Below are 20,169 nucleotides of genomic sequence, written 5' to 3' on the forward strand. Positions count from 1 at the left end.
AGCCTGATGAGTCATCACAACCCAGACAACTCATAGAAACCACTCCATGTCCCCAACCGTGAGCAAGATCATCAATCGTGGGGCGACCCGTAACGCGCTCGCTCATGTTGCCCCTCCCATTGGTGGTTGACCTGGAATCGGGGCCCCGCTCCTCGGTTCCCGATCACCGATCCCGGGTTCCGGAACGGGGCTCCACCACGTCAGACGCCCATCGGGAAGCGAGGTTGCCGCGACGACGGGGAGAGCGGGGCATGTCTGCCTGACGGCAGTAGCTACGCCTCTTCGGGTTCCTCGCCGCTCCTAGCCGCGCAGGCGCGCACCAGGCGTGTGCCCGAAGGCGCGGCGGAAGACGTCGATGAAGGCACTGGTCGAGGACCAGCCACAGCGGCGGGCGACTGCGCTGACCGGGACGCCCTCGCTGAGCAGCACCACCGCGTGGTAGAGCCGCAGTTGGGTCCGCCACTGGGGGAACGTCATCCCGAGCTCGGCGCGGAACAGCCTGCTCAGGGTGCGTTCGCTGGCGCCGACCTCGGCGCCGAAGGCGGCCAGCGTGCGGTCGTCCGCGGGGTCGCGGTGCAACAGGGCGCAGACCGCGGTGAGCCGGGGGTCGGTGGGGGCGGGCAGGTGCATCGGCTGCTGCGGTGAGGCGCGGAGCTGGTCGAGGAGCACGGCGCGCAGGCGGAGTCGCTCGGGTTCGCGCTCGGGTGCGGCGGCCACCTCGGCGGAGTCCGTCGCCCCGCGGGTGTACGCGACGATCAGCTCGCGCAGCAGTGGACTCACCGTCAGGGCCGTCGGAGCACGCAGGCCGAGCGGGTTGACGGAGGGCGGCAGGCCGATGGTGTGCAGGTCGAGGTCGCCGTGCGCGCGGGGGGAGTGGGCGGTGCCGGCCGGCACCCACAGGGCGCGGTTCCCGGGGGCGATCCAGGTGCCGGCGTCGGTGGTGACGGCGAGCACCCCGTGGCCCGCGTAGACGATCTGGTGCTCGTCGTGCTGATGGGCGTCGATGCCCTGGCCGGCGGTCAGTGGCCGGATCGCGGTGGTGGCCTTCGGAGTGTGGCGGATTTTCGACACACCACGGCATTTTATCGGAAGCGCGTTGGTCTCCCGGGCGGTGAGGATCGCATCATGCCGTCACCCACTCGTCTCCCGCACCCGCCTGAACGCTCGCCGAAACGGTCCGCCGCCCCGGCCGCGCCCGCGTCCCGGGCCCGGCGTCCGATCGCCGCCCTCTCCGTCGGTCACGCCTGCGTGGACGTGTACCAGGGGGCCGTCTCCGCCCTGGTGCCGTTCTTCGTGGCCGAGCGCCAGTACTCCTACGCGGCGGCCTCGGGCGTGGTGCTCGCCGCCTCGCTGCTCTCGTCGGTCGTCCAGCCCCTCTTCGGTGTCCTGACGGATCGTCAACGCATGCCGTGACTACTGCCGTTGAGCACCGCGGTGGCCGGAGTCGGCATCGCGCTGAGCGGAGTGAGCCGTTCCTATGCGCTGACCCTGGTGTTCGTCGCCCTCGCCGGAGTGGGCGTCGCCGCGTACCACCCGGAGTCCGCGCGGGTCGCGCGCCTCGCCAGCCGCGGCAGCCACACCGCGATGGGCTGGTTCTCGCTCGGCGGCAACGTGGGCTTCGCCCTGGCCCCGGTGTTGGTCACCCCGGTGATCGCGGCGGGTGGGCTGCGCGCCACACCCGTACTCGTCGTCCCCGCGGCGGTGGGCACGGTACTGGCCCTGCTCGCCCTCCGGCAGGGCGCATCCGAAACGGCCGGCGCCGGCAACGCGGCGCACTCCGCCGGGCCGGACGACCGCCGCTCCTTCCTCCGGCTGACGCTGGCCATCGTCTGCCGCTCGATCGTCTTCGTCGTGCTCGGCGGCTTCCTCTCGCTCTATGCCCGCCAGCGGACCGGGGGCGGCGCGACCGCGGGAGCGGTGGCGCTGTTCGTGCTCTACCTCGGCGGCGCGGTCGGCACCCTGCTGGGCAGCCGGCTGGCGGCGCGCTGGGACCGGGTGCGTGTCGTGCGCTGGTCGTACGTGGCGACGGTGTTCGCGGTGGCGGGCGTGGTCCTCGTGCCGGGCCCGGCCCTCTATCCCTTCGTGGCGCTGACCTCGGCGGGTCTCTACATCCCGTTCTCGCTCCAGGTCACGCTGGGCCAGGACTACCTGCCCTCGCGCGTCGGCACGGCCAGCGGGGTCGCCCTCGGGCTCGCGGTCAGCGTCGGCGGTGTCGCCAGCCCCCTCGTCGGCGCCCTCGCGGACGCCACCTCCCTGCACACCGCCCTCCTCCCCCTGGTCGCCCTCCCCGCCGTGGGGTGGCTCCTCACCCGACGCCTCCCCGAACCCCCTGCCCCGACCGGTATATGACGAGGCGTCAGCATCAGCAGAAAGCCAGGGGCGCTGCGTGAGTCCGCGCCCTCCGCGGTCCGCAGCGCCCCTGGCGCGACTCGATCCTCCTCCTCGTCACCCGTGGTCGGTTACGGGTTCCGCTCGTAGGTCGTCACCTGGCGTCCCCCGGCGTCCCCGGACGCGGCGGGGGTGAAGTGCTGGGCGAGGACGGCGAGTTTGGCCCGGTCCTGGGCAGTGGCGGCCACGGGGGCCGAGCCGCCGTCGCTGAGGACGATGATCCGCCGGTGGGTCAGCATCGCGGCCCGGATGTCCGCGGGCGCGGCCTCGGTGCCGTAGAGGGTGCCCGAGGGGCCCGCGGTCTCGGCCAGGGCGAGGTCATCGAGCCCGCGGAACGAGGAGGGGGTGACGAGGGCGGCGTCGCGCCGATGGGCGGGTATGAAGACGATGCCGTCGCCCGGGTGGGCAACCGTTGCGACCTTCGCCGCGGCCGCCCGCACGTCGTCCGTTCGGCTCTTGGGGGTGCGCAGGCTCAACTCCAGGGGGAGCAGCGCCAGGAGCGCGAACGTCACGATGACGGCGAGCAGCGCTTCGGCGCGGGGACGGCCGGGGCGTCGGGACCGGATCCGCGCGGCGAGTGTCCGTGTCACCCAGGCAAGGGCGGGGCCGGCGAGGAGCGACAGTCCTATGGACGCGAAGAGCACATAGCGGTCGACGTAGAGCGGCTTGACGAGCCAGGAAGCCAGTAGCAGCCCGAGGTGGGGGACGGCCAGGAGCGGCAGTCCCACCGCGACCGGCGAGCGGGGTCCGCGCGGCAGGCCAGGCACCCTGGTGCATGCCAGGGCGACGATCAGCATGGCCGCCACCCCCAACAGGCTGCCCACCGAGGGGGGTTGTATCCAGGCCACCTGGCCCGCCTGTCTGCTGCTGGCCACGATGAGCGGAAGCGTTCCGCCGGCTATCGCCACCGCGGCTGTCAACCACCATGCCAATAGGGGGCGTTGGCCGTTTCGTCCGGCTATCAGGACGGTCGCGCCGTGGGCCGCCAGCGCGAAGAGTGCGAGCCAGTTGAGCAGTGTGGTGGCGAGCATCACCGTCGCGTAGGCGGTCCAACGCAGGAGCTCCGTGGCCCGGCGTCGCTGCTTGGTGCGCGCGGCGGTGGATCCGGCCGGTCCCGTCAGGTCCAACGCGCCGGTCAGCAGCCAGGTCGCCACCGCCACGCCCGCGGCCACCAACGTGAACGAGCGCCCTTCCTGCCCGTACCGCTGCATCACCGGCAGTATGGCCAGTGTCAGGCCCGCCGCGACGCCCGCCAACGGGCCGGCGAGCCTGCGCGCCGTCGCCGCGGTGACCGCCACGGCAACCATGGCGCCGAGTACGGAGGGCAGCCGGAGTGCCGTCAGATGCGGTCCGAAGACCTCGAATATGGCGTGTATGAAGAGGTAGTAGAGGCCGTGGACGAGGTCCACGTGCCCGGTCATGTGCCAGATCTCGGGTATGGACCGCTCCGCCACGCCCCAAGTCGCGGCCTCGTCCCGCCATATGGCGCCCTGGCGGGAGAGCCCCCACAGTCCCAGTGCGAGGCTCAGTGCGGCGGGCAGGGCGGGAACCAACCAGGCCGGCCAGCGGTGTTCACCGGTGGGGGGCGGGGAGGTTGCGCGCCCCCTGCCCGCAAGTGTCGTGGAGGCAAGATCGAGAGACATGACGCGAACTATACTGCCCGTGTATACTCCCGATTTCGTCGCCATATCGCATGGCATTTTCCGCCAGTGTAGACGTACGGGTCAGGTCGCCGCCGAGGGTGCCTTCGTGGTCAATTCGGATGATCTTGGGCTGGGGTCGGTGCGGCGCCCTGGGGGGTCAACTCGGCTGTAGTTAGGAAAGTTTCCCACCAACTCCTGGACGGCCGGCGGTCGGAGCGCTAACTTCGCCGTTGTTTGGTCATGTACCTGCCCTGTGTTCGGCTGTGTGAACGCGGGGTGGAATCGGTGAGGGTCGGTCTTTCGCTCGGCCCGCGACTCCGAGGAGTGGCATGTCCCCGCTACCCCGTTCTCCGCTCCCCCGTCTCTCCGCCTCGTGGCGGTGCCTGTTGGCGGCGGGTGCCGCCCTCGCCGCGACCGCGTGCACCGGGGCATCGCTGCCGCCGGCCGCGGCCCTCCCCGGCCGAACCCCCGCGGTCCACGCGGGGACCTGGTCCGGGCAGTTCGGCGACTACGGCTCGGCGTCCTGGAAACGCGCCTGGGGCGTCGCGTCGAAGGGTGCCTGGGGCCAGTCCGACCTCAAGGGCGTCAGCGACTCGACGGCGCCGGGTGACGGCTCCGCGCTCCAAGTCACCTACGGCGCCGGCTCGTCGGCCAACTCCTGCTCGAACTGCCCCAACCCCGGAGGCGGCCAGTTCTACACCCAGCTCGACAAGATCGGCCGGTCCGATCTGGCGCGTTCGACCACGTTGGACCTCAAGTACAGCCTCAAGCTGCCCAGCGGCTTCGACTTCGGCAAGGGCGGCAAACTGCCCGGCCTCTACGGCGGCACCATCGGCCAGGAATCCGGCGGCAACCACGGCGACGGCTGGTCCACCCGCTATATGTTCCGCGCCAAGTCGCACCCCAACGAGGGCGAGGTCTACCTCTACACCCCCACCAACTCCGGCCCCACCGGCTATGGCGTGGACGTGGGCCTCGGCTCCTGGAAGTGGCTCGCCGACGGTGGTTGGCACACCGTGGAGCAGCTCGTCGACCGCGCCAACGGCGACGTCACCGTCTGGTACGACGGCAAGCAGGCACTCCAGTCCAAGGGGGCCGCCACCGGCATCGCGGACATCCCGTTCAGCGGGGTGTTCTTCTCCACCTTCTTCGGCGGCCACGACACCAGTTGGGGCCCGAAGGCAACGGAGCGGGCCGAGTTCGCGGACTTCTCCCTGTCGGCGACGGCCCAGCACTGACCGGGCCGGAGGCCCTTCGCCGGACCGCTTGCGCCGCTGCCCTCCGCTGTGCCGTCGCGTCGGCCCCAGTCGCCGGGCCAGGAGGTCGGAGCAAGGCGGAGATCAGCCCACGTCGCCGGGCCGAGGTGTCGGATCAAGGCGTCAGTTGTGCGGCGCGCTCTGTCTGGGCTCTGTGTCTTTGCGTCCGAGTGTCGCGGGGGAGGGGATTCCCTCCTCGTGCGACGCGCGATTGTTCGACTGTAGTGGAACATACGGACGGTGGGTAGAGGGGCCACGCGGTCGTCCGCTGGGGACCGGTTGCAGAGGGGAGGTTGGTTCGGCCCTTCTTGTAGGGTCGGACCATGCCCGCTGCGCTGTTCCACCCCACCCGAGAGCAGATGCACCTGGAGCACGTACTGGAGGCGCTGGCCAACCCCATGCGGCTCCGCGTCGTCCGCACGCTCGCGGAGGAGGCGGAGTCGACGTGCGGCGCGATCCTCCCGGACGTCTCCAAGTCGACGGCCAGTCATCACTGGCGGGTGCTGCGCGAGAGCGGACTGGTGCACCAGCGGCGCGAGGGCCGCCACCTCCATATGCGGCTGCGGCGCGAGGACTTGGACCGTCGATTCCCGGGCCTGCTCGACTCCGTGCTCAAGAGCCTGGAGCAGCAGGAGCGTGACGGGAGCGACGCGTCGTAGCGGTGCCTGGCCTCGTCGCCGCGGGCTACGGTGGCGACTTGAGGTCGGGCAGCTCGGATCCCGGAGGTGGGAGCGGTGGCGGTTGGGGCGTGCTTGGACGAGACCGAGGGCGGCGACGCCTGGGCGGGGGTGGACGGTGACGCCCTGGAGCGGGCCGTCCGGCGGCAGGCGGACCGGCCGGTCCCGGGCGTCGAGGACATGGCCACCTACCTCGCGGCGCAAGTGGCCGACGCCTCCCACCGCGAGGTGCTCGGGCCGCTGTTGGACGGGGGCGGGCCCAGCGGGGTGATCGCGCGTCGGGGGCGGGTCGTGGCGTCCTGGGGTGACCCGCACCGCGCGGAGATGGCGTTCAGCGCGACCAAGAGCGTGCTGTCGTTGGTGGCGGGCATTGCCTTCGACGACGGGTTGCTCGGGCTGGACGAGCCGGTCCACGAGTCCGTCCGGCTACCGCAGTTCGCGCACGAGCACGGGCGCGGCATCACCTGGCGACACCTGCTGGACCAGACCAGCCAGTGGGAGGGGGCGCTGTGGTCCAAGCCGACCGGCGTGGACGCCCAGAGCACGCGCGAGGGCACCGAGTCCCCGGGCGGGGCGCCGGGGGAGGGGTGGGCCTACAACGACGTCCGCGTCAACCTCTCCGCGCTGGCGCTCACCGCGCTGCTCGCACGCCCGCTTCCGGAGGTCCTGCGCACCCGGGTGATGGAGCCGATCGGAGCCTCCGCGTCGTGGGCGTGGCACGGCTACCGCAACGCGTACGTCGACCTCGACGACGGCACCCGGGTGCCGGTCGTCTCCGGCGGGGCGCACTGGGGCGGCGGACTGTGGATCGGCGCCCTCGACCTCGCCCGCATCGGGCACCTGTGTCTGCGGGGCGGACACCATGCCAACGGCCGGATTCTGTCCCGTAGTTGGATCGACGCGTTGTGGACGCCCTGTCGCGTCAAGCCCGACTACGGACTGTCCTGGTGGCTGAACGACGACCGGACGGTGTGGCCCACGGCACCGGCGACCGGTCGGTGCGCCCGGGGCAACGGCGGTGCGCACCTGTTGTGGGTCGACCCGGCGCGCGATCTCGTCATCAGTTCCCGTTGGGGAGCCGGGGTGGAGAGCCTGATCGCCGAGGTCGCGGAGGCGGTACGGCCGGGGTGAGCGGGGCCGGAAGCGGCGTCCTGGTGGGGGAGGCCGTTGGTGCGGGTGCGGCTTGTTCGCCGTGGCCGGCGGCGGTTCTTTGGCGAACGCGACGGTCGCGCCCGGCCGGTGTGCCCGGTCATGATGGAGGTGAGAACGGAGGAGACGGAAGTAGACGGGGGAGACGGAGGGGACAGTCATGACCAAGCTCACCGTTTTCCGATCGACGCAGGCAACGCCCGGTGAGCGCGGGCGCGTGCTCGGCCGGGCCTTTCCGGACCGCATGCGCCGCACCAGCGCCTTCTACGACCGGCTGTTCGCCGCCGTCGGCATCGACCAGCGGGACGTCGTGGCATGGAGCCGGGATGCCTTCGCGCACGTCGGCGCCCGGGCCCCCGAACTGGCCGAGGAAATGGAGGGCATGGCGCGCGGCGCGGACCTGCCCCTGTGGCGGATCGCCGCGCTCAACGCGCGCACGGAGATCCTCGGACGGTTCGGTGCGCTGCCCGAGCCGGAGTGCTCGACGCTGGTCCACGCCCCGGCCGACGGCCGCCCGCCGGTCACCGCGCAGACCTGGGACTGGCACGACGGCATGCGCGACGGCTGGTTCGTCTGGAACATCGAGCACCCCGACGGCCGCGTGGTCCGCACCGTGACCGAGTACGGCATCGTCGGCAAGATCGGGGTCAATGCGGCCGGTGTGGGGGTGCACTTCAACATCCTCGGCCACGCGTCCGACAAGTCGGTCTCGGGTGAGGGGAGTTGGGTGCCGGTGCACGTCCTGTCCCGTGCCGTGCTCGACACCTGTACGACCGTCGGCGAGGCCGCCGAACTGGCCGTGACGACGCCGGTGGCGGCGTCCAGTTCGCTCACTCTGGCCGGGTACGCGCACGGGCGCGCCACCGCCGCCGCCATCGAACTCAGCCCGGTCGGCTCGGCCTGTCTGCCGCCCGGAGCCGACGGCTATGTGGTGCGGACCAACCACTTCGTCGCCCCCGTCCTCGCCGAGGGCGAGGCGAGGGGAACCGCCGACCCGGGGACCTACCATCGCCTGGCCGCCCTCCAGGAACGGACCGCGAAGCTGGGCCACGCACCCGACCGGGCGGCGCTCCTCTCCGCCCTCACCTGCCATGCGGAGGACGGGGCGGAGGTGTGCTGCCACCCGCAGCCGGAAGCGGCGTTCGGTACGCGGTGGGAGACCCTGGCCACCGTCTCCCTGGATGTCGTCGGGGGTTCCCTCGCGGTCCATCCGGGCCGGCCGTGCTCGCTGGCGGACGTTGGTGCCTGGCCGGTGGTGGGCTGAAGTCCCCAGCCGGTAGGGCTGGTTGAGGCATGGGACGCGTCCGTGCTGCCGGGAATCCCGCTCCACTGTCCCGGCAGGCGGCCTCCACCGTTGTGCCGTTCTCCGCCGTGCCTCGGCGGGCCGTGGGCCGTGATCCGCGAAAAAGTGAAATGGATTGCAAGTTTAGAATCCGCTGTGCTTTTATCTGGGCATGAGCTCCCCAGTCATTCGAACCCGGGGTCTGACCCGGACGTTTCCACTCAAGAGCGGCCCCGTGCACGCCGTCCGCGGCATCGACCTGACCGTCGGCCGCGGTGAGATCCTCGGCTTCCTCGGGCCCAACGGGGCCGGCAAGACCACCACGTTGCGTATGCTCACCACCCTGCTGCCGCCCAGTGGCGGGGAGGCGGAGGTCGCCGGATGCGATCTGCTCCGGGACCCGGCCGGCGTGCGCCGACGGATCGGTTACGTCGCCCAGTCGGGCGGGCTCGACCCCGCCTGCGCGGTGCGCGAGGAACTCCTCACTCAAGGCAGGCTGCACCGGCTGTCCAAGCGGGAGGTTCGGGAACGGGCCGACGAACTCGCCCGGGATCTGGACCTGTTGGCGCTGATGGAGCGGCCGACCGGCGCGCTCTCCGGCGGTCAGCGCCGACGCCTGGAGATCGCCCTCGGCCTGGTCAACCGGCCCGAGGTGCTCTTCCTCGACGAGCCGACGACCGGACTGGACCCGGGCAGTCGCGCCGAACTGTGGGACCTCGTCCGGCGCATCCGCGTCGAGCAGGGCACCACCGTCTTCCTCACCACGCACTACCTGGACGAGGCCGATGCGCTCGCCGACCGCATCGTGGTGGTGGACGCGGGAACCGTCGTCGCCGAGGGGACCGCCGCCGCGCTGAAGAGCCGGTACGCCGGCGGCGCCGCGGCCAGTCTCCAGGACGCCTTCCTGGCCATCACCGGTCGGAGTGCGACCGAGGAGCCCCTCGCCGTCTGACCGCCGTGACAACCATCCCCATCACAACCGCCGTTGGAACGGGCGCGGCAGACGGCCCCGACGGCCCAGCCAGTCAACCCATGCATCAGACCAACCAAGGCCCTCCCATGACGCTTCTTGCCGACACCGGCATCATCTTCGGCCGCTACCTGCGCGCGACGCTGCGGTCGAAGACCTCCCTCTTCTTCGGCATGCTCCAACCGTTGCTCTTCCTGGCCCTCTTCGGCCCCCTGTTGACCAGGCTGGACCTGGGGACCCGGGGTTCGTCCTGGCAGACGCTGGTACCGGGCGTGCTCATCCAGCTTGCGCTGCTGGGCGGTTCCTATGTCGGGCTCGGCCTGCTGATGGACCGCAACCTCGGGGTGATCGACCGGATGCGGGTCACCCCGGTGAGCCCGATGGCGCTACTGCTCGGTCGGACCCTGCGCGATGTCGTCCAACTGGTGGCGCAGTCCGTCGTGCTGGTGCTGTTGGGGTTCGTCCTCGGGCTGCGGGCGCCGCTCGTCGGCGTGCTGATCGGCCTGTTGTTCGTCGCCGTGTTGTCGGGGGCGCTGTCGGCGCTCTCCTACGGGCTGGCCATGAACGTGCGGACGCCGCCGGAGTTCGCGGCCATCGCCAACACGGCGGGTATGCCGTTGATGTTGCTCTCGGGTCTGCTGCTGCCGATGACGCTGGCGCCGGGATGGTTGGACGGTGTCTCGCGGGTCGTGCCGTTCCGCTACACCGTAGAAGCCGTGCGCCAGGCGTTCCTCGGGCACTACGCCAACGGTGCGGTCGCGGTCGGGGCCGCGGTCACCGTGGGGCTGGCGGCGCTCTGCCTGCTGCTCGGGACCCGGATGTTCGCCCGGGTGCGGTCCTGATGGCGTGAACGGTCGGTAAGCGGAGGGGGTTGGGGGCCGGACCCGACCGGGCAGCCGGGCACCGGTACGGTGCGATCATGACCGATTCCGCGTGGGACATCCTCCTCCTCGGCGGCGCTTCCGGCGTGGGCAAGAGCCGCGCCGCCGCTCAACTCGCCGGCGAACGGGGTGCGTTCGTGGTCGAGTTCGACGACGTGGTGAGCGCGCTGCAACGCTTCACCGACGCCGGGCAGCACCCCGCACTGCACCACTTCGCCGGCATCCCCGACACCTCGGTGCTCGACGTCGACCACGTGGTGGAGCTCCAGGTCGCCACCGCCGAGGCGCTGGCGCCCGCCCTCCTCGGCGTCGTGGACAACCGCCGCACCGTCGACGTCCCCGCCGTCATCGAGGGCGACTACCTGGACCCGGCGGCCGTCGCCCGGGCCGTGGCGGAGGGTGCGGTGGGCGGCCTCCGGGTGCGTGCGGTGTTCCTGCACGAGGCCGATCCCGCGCGGATCGTCGCCAACTACGCGGCCCGCGAGCCGGATGGCGGTCGGCAGACCCACCGCGCGCAGGTCAGCGCCCGGTACGCGGACCGGCTCGCCGAGGAGGCCGCGCGGCATGGGCTGCCGGTGGTGGCGGCCCGCCCCTGGCACGAGGTGTCGACGCGCATCGAGCGGGCCCTCGCCGACTGACCCCGCCCGGTCACCGCCCCCGCGCTCGGGACCGTTGCCGCCGCCGCGGTTGCCGTCACCCGGCGCACCGCTCCCGCTCCCGCGTTGCTCGGGCCAACTCGCCGAAGTCGACCCCGGTCGGCCCGTTCTATGGTGGATCAACAGCCCACGGGGGAGAGGCCGGGGCGGCCCGCGTTGGTTGGCCGCGCCCGACGGCCGACGGTGGGACGAGGGCACAACCGACTTCGAGGTGAACGGACTTGACGACTACGCAGCGGACGGCGGCGACGGCCGGAGAGGGTACAGGGGAAGAGGGGAGCGCCGGGCGCCGGCGGGTGTTCCTGCTCCTGTTGGTGGCGGGTCTGGTCTATGCGGTGGACCTGGTCAGCAAGGTGCTCGTGGTCAAGAAGTTGGAGAACCACGACCCCGTACCGGTGATCGGGAACTGGCTGGAGATCCGGGTGATCCGCAACTCCGGCGCGGCGTTCGGACTGGGCGGGGCGATGACCCTGGTGTTCACGCTCATCGCGGCGGCCGTCGCCGTCGCGATCGTCCGGCTGGCGCGCAGGCTCTACAGCGTTCCCTGGGCGATCGCCCTGGGCCTGTTGCTCGGCGGCGCACTGGGCAACCTCTCGGACCGGGTCTTCCGCGCCCCGGGCGGCCTGCAAGGCGCGGTCGTGGACTTCCTCTCCGTCCGCGGGTTCAGCGTGATGAACTTCGCCGACTGGGCCATTGTCTGTGGGGGAGTGCTGATCGTGTTCTTCTCGCTCCGGGGTTGGGAGTTGAGCCAGGGGCGGGCCGGTGTCGCCGCCAGGGCAACCGGTGGGTAATGTCGCGGCAGCACACCGGGCCGGAGGCACCGGGCGCCTTGGGGCGGACGGCGCCAGCCGGCCCGTCCCGAGCCGTCATCGATCACGAAACGGTGGTGTCCCATGGCAGATCATGACCTGACCGGCTTCGACCGCGAGACCTTCACCCACGACGGCGTGCGGCGCCGGATCCTTCGGCGCGGTACGGGACCCGCGGTGATCGTGATGGCGGAGGTCCCGGGCATCACGCCCAAGGTGCTGGAGTTCGCGGAGCGGGTGGCCGACATCGGCTGCACCGTCGTGCTGCCGGTGCTGTTCGGCACGCCCGGCCGGGACGCCGATCCGAACCATGTCGGTCGGCTGAACGCCGCGCGGTATGCGGGCTCGATCATGCGAAAGGTCTGTGTGCGCAAGGAGTTCACCACGCTGGCCACCGGTAAGTCCTCTCCCGTGGTGACCTGGTTGCGGGCGCTGGCCGCGCACGAACACGAGCGCTGCGGAGGGCCGGGGGTCGGGGCCGTCGGCATGTGCCTGACCGGCGGGTTCGCGCTGGCCATGGCCGTGGACGACAGGTTGCTGGCCCCGGTGCTGTCCCAGCCGTCGCTGCCGCTGCCGATCACCAGGCGCCGGGCCGCCGGCATCGACATCTCAGCCGACGAACTCGCCGTCGTGCGGGGCCGTTGCGAGCGGGACGGCCTTCAGGTGATGGGGTTGCGGTTCCGCAGCGACCGGCTGGTGCCGGACGACCGGTTCGCCTTCCTCCGCCGGGAGTTGGGCGACGCGTTCACCGCCGTCGAGCTGTCGGACGAGGACGCCAACCCCCAGGCCGCGATGGCGCCGCACGCCGTGCTGACCGAGCACCTCATCGACGAGCCCGGCCAGCCGACGCGTGCGGCGCTGGACGAGGTGCTCGACCTGTTCCGCCGGCGCCTGCTCGTGGGAGACCAGGCAACGGGACAGGTGACGGCCCGGGCAACGGAGGCGTAGGCGGCGCCGGTCCCGCACGGCGGGAGCGAACGGAGGGGCGGGGCGCGGGTGCGCCCCGCCCCGTTGGGTATCCGCTCCGACCCGCATTCCTGGCGCCAACGGCCCTTACCGGGTGGGGTGTTGGCACAGGCCGCGCCACCTCCGGTCACGACGGGGCGCTGACGTGCGGTAACGTCGGCTCCGGCGTGGGGCGCGCCCGATGCCTGATCGGCCGGAGCCGCCTGACTGGCACCATCCGGCCGGGAACGAGCGCCTGATCCCGGACTCCGGATCCCGAACCCCAGGGATCCCGGACGCCGTGGAAGAGGAAACGCAGGAATGACGGAGAGAAACACATGACCCAGGCACCGCCCCCGAACACCCCGCCGTACGGCCCCGGTTACGCCATGCCGGCCCCGCTGCCCAGCGGCCAGGCGACGGCCTCGATGGTGCTCGGCATCCTCGGACTGCTGATGATCCCCATCGTGCTGCCGATCACCGCGCTGTGCCTGGGTATATCCGCACGGCGCAAGGCCGACCGCGGTGAGGCGGGCGGCCGCAACATGGCGGTCGCCGGCATCGTGCTGGGCAGCGTCGGCTGTGGCCTCGCCGCGCTCGGCGTCATCGTCGCGGTGGTGCAGTTCGCGAGCTCCGGCAGCCTCTGAGCCGCGAACGGGGCCGAAGCCGGCCGGATGACGAGGATGGGCCCGCGCCGAGCACGGCGCGGGTCTATTCATCTGTGATGAACTGGGGATCGCTGGCAAGTACGGTGCTGGGGGCCGTGATTGGTATCGCCTCGACGCTGCTGGCCGATCGGGCCAGGGCGCGGCGCAGCCGGGAGGAGGGCGACCAGGCGGCGCGGCGGCAGTTGTACGGCGACTACCTCGCCGCGTTGGCCCGGACGCGGAACCACCTGCGGATCGCCGCCCGGTCCGCGGACACGCCCGCCGAGGAACGGGCGGGCGCGGCGCTGGAGGCGTTCCGGGACGGGAACGCCTACGAGTTGCGCTATCAGGTGGCCGTCGTGGCGCCGGAGTCGGTCGTCGACGCCTCCACCGCGGCGTTCCGTGCGCTGCGGGATCTCCGCGACCTGGTGGGGGGCGGTGCGGTGCACACCGAGGAGGGCTATCTGGAGCTGCGGGACCGCTGGGAGGACGCGTTCGGGGAACTCCGCGCCGCGATGCGGAGCGATGTGGAGCGCGGGCGGGAGAGGGGCCGCCGGCCGGTGGTTCGCGGGTGACGATCCGATTGCGGTGGGCCGCGTCGCCGGTTCCTCACCGGAAGTGCCCTCGTTGGCCGGGCATGAGGTCTTTCGTCTCCGGACCGGAGAATGCGGGTACACCGCGGCTACGCGGGGCCTATTGGCTGGATCAGCCGCGTATCAGAGCGGACCGCTGTTGTTCGTGGTGCGTGCCGCGGGAGGTGCCGTCGGTGCCGTGCGTGAATCGCGGGGTGATCGCCGTCGCGGCAGCGGTGGTGGCCGGCCTGCTCGTGCTGACCGTCGTGGTGGCGATGGCCTACTTGCCGTGAGCGCGGTATTTCCGTCGCGGACCGGGCAGGGGATACACGTCGTCGGCCGCGGTGATCGGCCGCTGGCGCAGGTCCAGATAGGCCCGGACGGAGACGCCGGGGCGGCCCGGTGTGTGCCAGGGGGCGGACGGGCCGCTGGAACGCCACAAGCGCCCCAGCTCGGCGGCGGCAAGGGTGGCGGTGGCTTCGTCGGCGGCGGTCACGTCGATGACGATCATGCCGGGCTCGCTGACATGTTCCTCGTGGATATGCACAGTTCTGTATGGCCTATTTCGCATCGCGAGGTGAGAAGAAGTCGGCGGGTTTCATCCGAACGTGGCTTGCCGTGGGCGGGAGTTGACGGGTGAGTGTGGCCCTGCGCTTGACCTTGGCCCGAGGTGGCGGGCGGGGGTCCATGGAGGTAACGGGGGCGAGGCGCTTCCCGAAGGCTCATGTGGTGGGTGCGGTCGGGGATGGGAGGTGGACGGCCGTGGTGAGGAGGGGATGAGTGGAGTGCCAGCGGCCGGTGAGAGTGGTGAGGCGATGGCCGGCCAGATCGGGGCCGGGGACCAGGAGGCGGGCGGCGAACGTGCCGTCGGACGGGTCGATGGTGATCTCGGCCTCGGTGAAGTCCAGTTCGCGGTGGCTGAGCGGGTGCCACGCCTTGAAGACGCTCTCCTTGGCGCTGAACAGCAGCCGGTCCCAGTGGACATCGGGGCGGTGGGCCGCGAGGGCCACCAGGTGAGGGCGCTCGGAGGGGAGGCTGACGGCGTCCAGGATGCCGTCGGGCAGGGCCGCGTTCGGCTCCGCGTCGATGCCGACGGTGGCCGAGAGGCGGGTCGGGGAGACCGCGGCGGCGCGGTAGCCCGCGCAGTGCGTCAGGCTGCCGACGATGCCGGGCGGCCACTGCGGGACGCCGCGTCGGTTGGGGAGGATGGGCGCATCGGGGTGGCCGAGCCGGCGCAGGGCGCGGCGGGCCAGATGGCGGACGGTGGTGAACTCGCGCTGCCGCGGCGCCACGGCGGTGGCGATGACCTCGCGTTCCGGCGGCAGGAGCCGGTCTCCGGGGCGGGGGCGGTCATCGTAGGCCGCCTCGGTGGCGACCACGGAGGGCAGGATCAGTTCGATCAACGGACGCCTCCGGCCGCCGCGGGGCTGTGGGCGCGGGCCGCGTGGAGGCGGGCGTAGAGGCCCCTGGCGCGCAGCAGTTCGTCGTGCGTGCCCCGCTCGACGATGCGGCCGGCGTCCATCACCACGATCAGGTCCGCATCGCGGATGGTGGTCAGGCGGTGCGCGATCACGAAGCTGGTGCGGCCCGCCCGCAGGGAGTTCATGGCGCGTTGGATCAGCACCTCGGTACGGGTGTCGACGGAACTGGTGGCCTCGTCCAGGACGAGGACGGCCGGTCTGGCGAGGAACGCCCGGGCCACCGTGAGCAGTTGCTTCTCCCCGGCGCTGACGGCGGCGGACTCGTCGTCCAGGACGGTGTCGTAGCCCTGCGGCAGGGTGCGGATGAAGCGGTCGGCGCAGGTCGCCCGGGCCGCCGCCACCACGTCCGCGCGGGACGCGTCGGGCGTGCCGTAGGCGATGTTCTCGGCGATCGTGCCGCCGAACAGCCAGGTGTCCTGGAGCACCAGCCCGAAGCGGGACCGCAGGTCGTCGCGGGTCATCGCGGAGGTGTCGGTGCCGTCCAGGAGGATGCGGCCGGAGTCGGGTTCGTAGAAGCGCAGCAGGAGATTGCCCAGGGTGGTCTTGCCGGCGCCGGTGGGGCCGACGATCGCCACCGTGCTGCCCGGCTCCACGACGAGCGAGAGGTCCTCGATGAGCGGGGTGTCGGGGACGTAGCGGAAGGAGACGTTCTCGAACACGACCCGGCCCTCGGCGCGGACGGGGGTGCGCGCGGGGTGCGGGTCGGGGGTCTGCTCGGGGGCGTCGAGGAGGGTGAAGACGCGCTGGGCGGAGGCGATGCCGGACTGCAACCGGCCCGCCACGGACGCGATCTCCACGATCGGCTGGCCGAATTGGCGGGCGTAGAGGATGAACGCCTGGACGTCGCCGAGGGTCAGGGAACCGCTGACGATCTTCCAGGCACCGACCACGGCGACCAGGACGTATCCGAGGTTCGCCACGAACATCATCACGGGCTCCATGGCGCCGGAGGCGAACTGCGCCTTGGCGGCGGCCCGGTAGACCGCGTCGTTGCGGGCGTCGAAGCGCTCCTCGGCCGCCGCCCGCCGGTCGAACGCCTTGATCAGCGCATGGCCGGTGCACACCTCCTCCACATGGGCGTTGAGGGAGCCGTTGGCCGACCACTGTGCGGCGTAGTGGGGTTGGGCGCGCTTGCTGATCCGGGCCGCCAGCAGTGCGGACACCGGCACGCTCAGCAGCATCACCGCGGCCAGCGACGGCGAGAGCACCAGCATCAGCACCAGCATGGTCAGCAGCGAGAAGACCGCGGTGATCAGCTCGGCGAGGGTCTGCTGGAGAGTCTGCTGGAGGTTGTCGATGTCGTTGGTGGTCCGGCCGAGCACCTCGCCGGCCGGGTGCCGGTCGAAGTACGGCACCGGCAGCCGGGTCAGCTTCTCCCGGGCGCTGCGCCGCAGTTCGTGGATGGTGCGCCAGACCGCGGACGCCACCAGCCGGCCCTGCGCCAGCAGGAACAGCGATCCCACGACGTAGAGCGCCAGCAGGGCCAGCAGCAGCCGGCCGACCGCGGCGAAGTCGACACCGGGCGCGGGCGCGGGGCCGCGGCCGAGCACACCGTCGGCGATCAGATCGGTGATCCGGCCCAGCAGCAGCGGCCCGAACGCGTTGAGCACGATGCCGCCGACGCCCATCAGCACCGCGAGCGCCACGGTGCGACGGTGCGGCCGCAGCAGGCCGACGAGCCGGCGCGCCGGCCGGGGCGCGGCCCGCTCCTCCTCAGGGACGTCCGGCGAGGCCATCGGCGGCTTCCTCCTCGGTGAGCTGCGAGAGGGCGATCTCGCGGTAGGTGGGGCTGGTGCGCAGCAGCGCCTCATGGGTGCCCTGGGCGACGACGCGGCCGCCGTCCAGGACGACGATCCGGTCCGCGTCGCGGGCGGCGGAGACCCGCTGCGCGACGGTGATCACCGTCGCGCCCGCGGTGTGCGGCACCAACGCCGCCCGCAGCGCGGCCTCGGTCGCCTGGTCGAGCGCCGAGAAGCAGTCGTCGAAGAGATAGACGGCCGGGCGACGCAGCAACGCCCGGGCGAGGGACAGCCGTTGACGCTGCCCACCGGAGACGTTGCCGCCGCCCTGGGTCAGCTCCGCGTCCAGGCCGCCCGGCATCCGCTCGACGAAGTCGGCCGCCTGGGCGACCCGCAGTGCCTGCCACAGCTCCTCGTCGGTGGCGTCCGGCCGCCCGAAGCGCAGATTGCTCGCCACCGTGCCGGAGAACAGGTACGGCCGCTGGGGCACGAACCCGATGGCGGCGGCGAGCACGTCCGTGGCCAGCGACCGGACGTCCGTGCCGCCGACCCGGACGGTGCCGTCGGTCGCGTCGGACAGCCGCAGTACCAGATTGAGCAGGGTCGTCTTGCCGCTGCCGGTGCTGCCGAGCACCGCGATCCGCTCACCGGGCTCGACCATCAGGTCGACGTCCCGCAGGACCGCCTCCTCGGCGCCCGGGTAGCGGAACCCGGCGCCGCACAGTTCGACGCGGCCGGCGGGTCCGTGCATCGGTTGGGGCGCGGCCGGCGGCGCCACGCTCGTCCCGGTGTCGAGGACCTCCGCGATCCGGCCGGCGCAGACCCGGGCGCGCGGCACCGACAGGAACACGAAGGCGAGCATCACCACGGACATCAGGATCAGCGAGAGGTAGCTCAGGAAGGCGCTGAGCGAGCCGATCGGCATCCGGCCCGCGTCGATCCGCCGGGACCCGGCCCACAGCAGGGCGACGGTGAAACCGTTCATGATCAGCAGCACGACCGGCAACATGGTCGCGATCAGCCGGCCCACCCGCTGCGACAGGTCCAGGAAGGCGTCGTTGGTGTGCGCGAAGCGCTGCCGCTCGTGGTCGTCGCGGACGAAGGACCGCACCACCCGCACCCCCGTGATCGCCTCCCGCAACAGCTGTCCCAAACGGTCCAACGTCACCTGCATCCGCGCGTACAGGGTCCCCATCCGGGCCAGTAGCAGACCGAAGCAGACCGCCACCACCAGCACCAGACCCACCAACAGCAGTGCCAACGGGACATCTTGACGCAGCGCCAGCACCACGCTGCCCAGACACATCAGCGGCGCGCAGACCACGATGCCGAAGCCGGACTGGGCGAGGTTCTGCACCTGCTGCACGTCGTTCACCGACCGGGTCAGCAACGACGGGGTGCCGAACTGCCCGACCTCGCGGGCGGAGAAGTCCAGTACGCGGCGGAAGACCGCGGACCGCAGATCGCGGCCCATCGCCGTCGAGGTCCGGGCGGCCAGCGCCGCCGCCCCGAGCGCCGCCACGATCTGCACCAGGGCCACCGCCACCATCACCGCGCCCAACTCCGTGATGCGGCCGCGGTCGGCGCGCACCACGCCCTCGTCGATCAGTGCGGCACCCAACGTGGGCAACAGCAACGTTCCCAGGATTTGGACGAGTTGGAGCGCGACGAGGGCGCCGGTGGCCCAGGCATAGGGGCGCAACTGTGCCCGCAGGAGTCTCAACAGCACGCAGGAACACCCCGGTTGACCGCGGCGCCAAGGCCGCACGGTGGACGGAGTCGGCCGGCCCGCCGACTTGGCCATTGCAGCGCAACCGGCACCTGAATTTCACTAGTCCTGGCCGCCTCAACGCCTTTTTGACGGCCCGCGCCGGGCCCGGCACTTGGGAATTCCCTAGAAAGCCCGGGATGCGTTGACAGTGTCTTCCGCGGCTTGCGAGCGTGCGGGTGTCCAACGTCCGGACTGCGTATTCGACGCCAGGTGGTGGCCGAGCCCAAGCGTTTGGACGGTCTCTTTCGTGATCGAGAAGGGTCTGCCATGTCCAAGCGAGCGCTGATCACCGGAATCACCGGTCAGGACGGCTCCTACCTCGCCGAGCACCTGCTGTCCCAGGGCTATCAGGTGTGGGGCCTGATCCGCGGCCAGGCCAACCCCCGCAAGTCCCGCGTCAGCCGGCTGGCCAGCGAACTGAACTTCGTCGACGGCGACCTGATGGACCAGGCCAGCCTGGTCTCCGCGGTCGACACCGTGCAGCCCGACGAGGTCTACAACCTCGGCGCCATCTCCTTCGTGCCGATGTCCTGGCAACAGGCCGAACTGGTCACCGAGGTCAACGGCATGGGCGTGCTGCGCATGCTGGAGGCCATCCGCATGGTCAGCGGCTTCAGCACCTCCCGCACCGCCGACCCGCGCGGCCAGATCCGCTTCTACCAGGCGTCCTCCTCCGAGATGTTCGGCAAGGCCGCCGAGACCCCGCAGCGCGAGACCACGCTCTTCCACCCGCGCAGCCCCTACGGCGCGGCCAAGGCGTACGGCCACTACATCACCCGCAACTACCGCGAGTCCTTCGGCATGTACGCGGTGTCCGGGATGCTGTTCAACCACGAATCGCCGCGCCGCGGCCAGGAGTTCGTCACCCGCAAGATCACCCTCGCGGTCGCCCGCATCAAGCACGGCCTCCAGGACAAGCTGGCGCTCGGCAACCTCGACGCGGTCCGCGACTGGGGCTACGCCGGCGACTACGTCCGCGCCATGCACCTGATGCTCCAACAGGACGCCGGCGACGACTACGTCATCGGCACCGGCCAGATGCACTCGGTGCGCGACGCGGTCCGCATCGCCTTCGAACACATCGGCCTGGACTGGCAGGACCACGTCGTCATCGACCCCGCCCTGGTGCGTCCCGCCGAGGTCGAGGTGCTGTGCGCCGACAGCTCGAAGGCCCAGGACCGCCTCGGCTGGAAGCCGGACGTCGACTTCGCCGGCCTCATGCACATGATGGTCGATTCCGACCTGGCGCAGGTTTCCCGTGAAAACCAATACGGGGACCTGCTGTTGGCCGCCAACTGGTAGC

Annotated in this window: 18 protein-coding genes and 1 pseudogene; 13 read left to right on the top strand and 6 right to left on the bottom strand. The window is 71.6% G+C overall.

From position 1 onward, the window contains the following. Positions 1-300 precede the first annotated feature (300 nt). The gene (locus ACIQU6_RS39285; RefSeq protein ID WP_403486543.1) at positions 301-1,071 is read right to left on the bottom strand and encodes an AraC family transcriptional regulator; all 771 of its coding nucleotides are present in this window, start codon (positions 1,069-1,071) and stop codon (positions 301-303) included. A gap of 147 nt (positions 1,072-1,218) precedes the next feature. Between ACIQU6_RS39285 and ACIQU6_RS39290 the strand changes: the two are divergent. Continuing rightward, a pseudogene (locus ACIQU6_RS39290) lies at positions 1,219-2,349 on the top strand (MFS transporter). Positions 2,350-2,459: 110 nt separating this feature from the next. Here ACIQU6_RS39290 and ACIQU6_RS39295 read toward each other — a convergent pair. Then, the gene (locus ACIQU6_RS39295; protein WP_403486544.1) at positions 2,460-4,031 is read right to left on the bottom strand and encodes a glycosyltransferase family 39 protein; all 1,572 of its coding nucleotides are present in this window, start codon (positions 4,029-4,031) and stop codon (positions 2,460-2,462) included. A gap of 329 nt (positions 4,032-4,360) precedes the next feature. Here ACIQU6_RS39295 and ACIQU6_RS39300 point away from each other — a divergent pair, with 329 nt between their 5' ends. The 11 genes from ACIQU6_RS39300 (at position 4,361) to ACIQU6_RS39350 (ending at position 13,878) form a co-directional block, all read left to right on the top strand. Next, positions 4,361-5,269 (top strand): polysaccharide lyase, encoded by a 909-nt coding sequence (locus ACIQU6_RS39300; RefSeq protein WP_403486545.1) that lies wholly within the window; start codon positions 4,361-4,363, stop codon positions 5,267-5,269. A gap of 341 nt (positions 5,270-5,610) precedes the next feature. Further along, positions 5,611-5,946: an ArsR/SmtB family transcription factor gene (locus tag ACIQU6_RS39305; protein ID WP_403486546.1), complete on the top strand. Its 336-nt coding sequence runs from the start codon at positions 5,611-5,613 to the stop codon at positions 5,944-5,946. Between the two features lie 93 nt (positions 5,947-6,039). Beyond that, positions 6,040-7,095, top strand: a complete 1,056-nt coding sequence (locus ACIQU6_RS39310; RefSeq protein ID WP_403486547.1) for a serine hydrolase domain-containing protein — start codon at positions 6,040-6,042, stop codon at positions 7,093-7,095. Positions 7,096-7,273: 178 nt separating this feature from the next. Then, positions 7,274-8,377, top strand: a complete 1,104-nt coding sequence (locus tag ACIQU6_RS39315; protein WP_403486548.1) for a C45 family autoproteolytic acyltransferase/hydolase — start codon at positions 7,274-7,276, stop codon at positions 8,375-8,377. 190 nt (positions 8,378-8,567) lie between these two features. Continuing rightward, positions 8,568-9,347 (top strand): ABC transporter ATP-binding protein, encoded by a 780-nt coding sequence (locus ACIQU6_RS39320; protein ID WP_403486549.1) that lies wholly within the window; start codon positions 8,568-8,570, stop codon positions 9,345-9,347. A gap of 107 nt (positions 9,348-9,454) precedes the next feature. Next, positions 9,455-10,207 carry an ABC transporter permease gene (locus ACIQU6_RS39325; protein WP_403486550.1) on the top strand — a complete coding sequence of 251 codons (753 nt, stop codon included), beginning with the start codon at positions 9,455-9,457 and terminating at the stop codon, positions 10,205-10,207. Between the two features lie 77 nt (positions 10,208-10,284). Next, positions 10,285-10,884, top strand: coding sequence for an AAA family ATPase (locus ACIQU6_RS39330; RefSeq protein WP_403486551.1), 600 nt, complete (start codon positions 10,285-10,287; stop codon positions 10,882-10,884). 239 nt (positions 10,885-11,123) lie between these two features. Next, positions 11,124-11,693 (top strand): signal peptidase II, encoded by a 570-nt coding sequence (gene lspA / locus ACIQU6_RS39335; RefSeq protein ID WP_403486552.1) that lies wholly within the window; start codon positions 11,124-11,126, stop codon positions 11,691-11,693. Between the two features lie 102 nt (positions 11,694-11,795). Beyond that, positions 11,796-12,659: a dienelactone hydrolase family protein gene (locus ACIQU6_RS39340; protein WP_403486553.1), complete on the top strand. Its 864-nt coding sequence runs from the start codon at positions 11,796-11,798 to the stop codon at positions 12,657-12,659. A 335-nt stretch (positions 12,660-12,994) separates the two neighbouring features. Next, positions 12,995-13,303, top strand: a complete 309-nt coding sequence (locus tag ACIQU6_RS39345; protein WP_274910703.1) for a DUF4190 domain-containing protein — start codon at positions 12,995-12,997, stop codon at positions 13,301-13,303. Positions 13,304-13,380: 77 nt separating this feature from the next. After that, complete coding sequence (locus ACIQU6_RS39350; protein WP_403486554.1) at positions 13,381-13,878, top strand: hypothetical protein; 498 nt, start codon at positions 13,381-13,383, stop codon at positions 13,876-13,878. A gap of 277 nt (positions 13,879-14,155) precedes the next feature. Here ACIQU6_RS39350 and ACIQU6_RS39355 read toward each other — a convergent pair whose 3' ends face one another. The 4 genes from ACIQU6_RS39355 to ACIQU6_RS39370 all read right to left on the bottom strand — a co-directional run bounded on the left by ACIQU6_RS39355 (position 14,156) and on the right by ACIQU6_RS39370 (position 18,824). Further along, positions 14,156-14,446: a DUF6207 family protein gene (locus ACIQU6_RS39355; protein ID WP_403486556.1), complete on the bottom strand. Its 291-nt coding sequence runs from the start codon at positions 14,444-14,446 to the stop codon at positions 14,156-14,158. Between the two features lie 151 nt (positions 14,447-14,597). Beyond that, positions 14,598-15,278, bottom strand: a complete 681-nt coding sequence (locus ACIQU6_RS39360) for a 4'-phosphopantetheinyl transferase (RefSeq protein ID WP_403486558.1) — start codon at positions 15,276-15,278, stop codon at positions 14,598-14,600. Further along, a complete protein-coding gene (locus ACIQU6_RS39365; RefSeq protein ID WP_403486560.1) occupies positions 15,275-17,092 on the bottom strand; it encodes an ABC transporter ATP-binding protein in 1,818 nt (605 codons plus the stop codon). Before ACIQU6_RS39365 ends, ACIQU6_RS39360 begins: the two co-directional genes overlap by 4 nt. Then, positions 17,070-18,824 (bottom strand): ABC transporter ATP-binding protein, encoded by a 1,755-nt coding sequence (locus tag ACIQU6_RS39370; RefSeq protein WP_403486562.1) that lies wholly within the window; start codon positions 18,822-18,824, stop codon positions 17,070-17,072. Before ACIQU6_RS39370 ends, ACIQU6_RS39365 begins: the two co-directional genes overlap by 23 nt. Positions 18,825-19,133: 309 nt before the next feature. Here ACIQU6_RS39370 and ACIQU6_RS39375 point away from each other — a divergent pair, with 309 nt between their 5' ends. Next, the gene (locus tag ACIQU6_RS39375) at positions 19,134-20,168 is read left to right on the top strand and encodes a GDP-mannose 4,6-dehydratase (protein WP_403486564.1); all 1,035 of its coding nucleotides are present in this window, start codon (positions 19,134-19,136) and stop codon (positions 20,166-20,168) included. The last annotated feature ends 1 nt before the right edge of the window (position 20,169 follow it).

Source organism: Streptomyces sp. NPDC090442, assembly GCF_044769405.1.
GTDB lineage: Bacteria > Actinomycetota > Actinomycetes > Streptomycetales > Streptomycetaceae > Streptomyces.

What these genes read in the sequence shown, in the direction of transcription:
- ACIQU6_RS39305 (WP_403486546.1), top strand. Translation starts at nt 5,611, where the DNA reads ATGCCCGCTGCGCTGTTCCACCCCACCCGAGAGCAGATGCACCTGGAG.
- ACIQU6_RS39325 (WP_403486550.1), top strand. Translation starts at nt 9,455, where the DNA reads ATGACGCTTCTTGCCGACACCGGCATCATCTTCGGCCGCTACCTGCGC.
- ACIQU6_RS39330 (WP_403486551.1), top strand. Translation starts at nt 10,285, where the DNA reads ATGACCGATTCCGCGTGGGACATCCTCCTCCTCGGCGGCGCTTCCGGC.
- ACIQU6_RS39295 (WP_403486544.1), bottom strand. Translation starts at nt 4,031, where the DNA reads ATGTCTCTCGATCTTGCCTCCACGACACTTGCGGGCAGGGGGCGCGCA.
- ACIQU6_RS39345 (WP_274910703.1), top strand. Translation starts at nt 12,995, where the DNA reads ATGACCCAGGCACCGCCCCCGAACACCCCGCCGTACGGCCCCGGTTAC.
- ACIQU6_RS39320 (WP_403486549.1), top strand. Translation starts at nt 8,568, where the DNA reads ATGAGCTCCCCAGTCATTCGAACCCGGGGTCTGACCCGGACGTTTCCA.
- ACIQU6_RS39355 (WP_403486556.1), bottom strand. Translation starts at nt 14,446, where the DNA reads ATGCGAAATAGGCCATACAGAACTGTGCATATCCACGAGGAACATGTC.
- ACIQU6_RS39315 (WP_403486548.1), top strand. Translation starts at nt 7,274, where the DNA reads ATGACCAAGCTCACCGTTTTCCGATCGACGCAGGCAACGCCCGGTGAG.
- ACIQU6_RS39300 (WP_403486545.1), top strand. Translation starts at nt 4,361, where the DNA reads ATGTCCCCGCTACCCCGTTCTCCGCTCCCCCGTCTCTCCGCCTCGTGG.
- ACIQU6_RS39375 (WP_403486564.1), top strand. Translation starts at nt 19,134, where the DNA reads ATGTCCAAGCGAGCGCTGATCACCGGAATCACCGGTCAGGACGGCTCC.
- ACIQU6_RS39340 (WP_403486553.1), top strand. Translation starts at nt 11,796, where the DNA reads ATGGCAGATCATGACCTGACCGGCTTCGACCGCGAGACCTTCACCCAC.
- ACIQU6_RS39350 (WP_403486554.1), top strand. Translation starts at nt 13,381, where the DNA reads ATGAACTGGGGATCGCTGGCAAGTACGGTGCTGGGGGCCGTGATTGGT.
- ACIQU6_RS39365 (WP_403486560.1), bottom strand. Translation starts at nt 17,092, where the DNA reads ATGGCCTCGCCGGACGTCCCTGAGGAGGAGCGGGCCGCGCCCCGGCCG.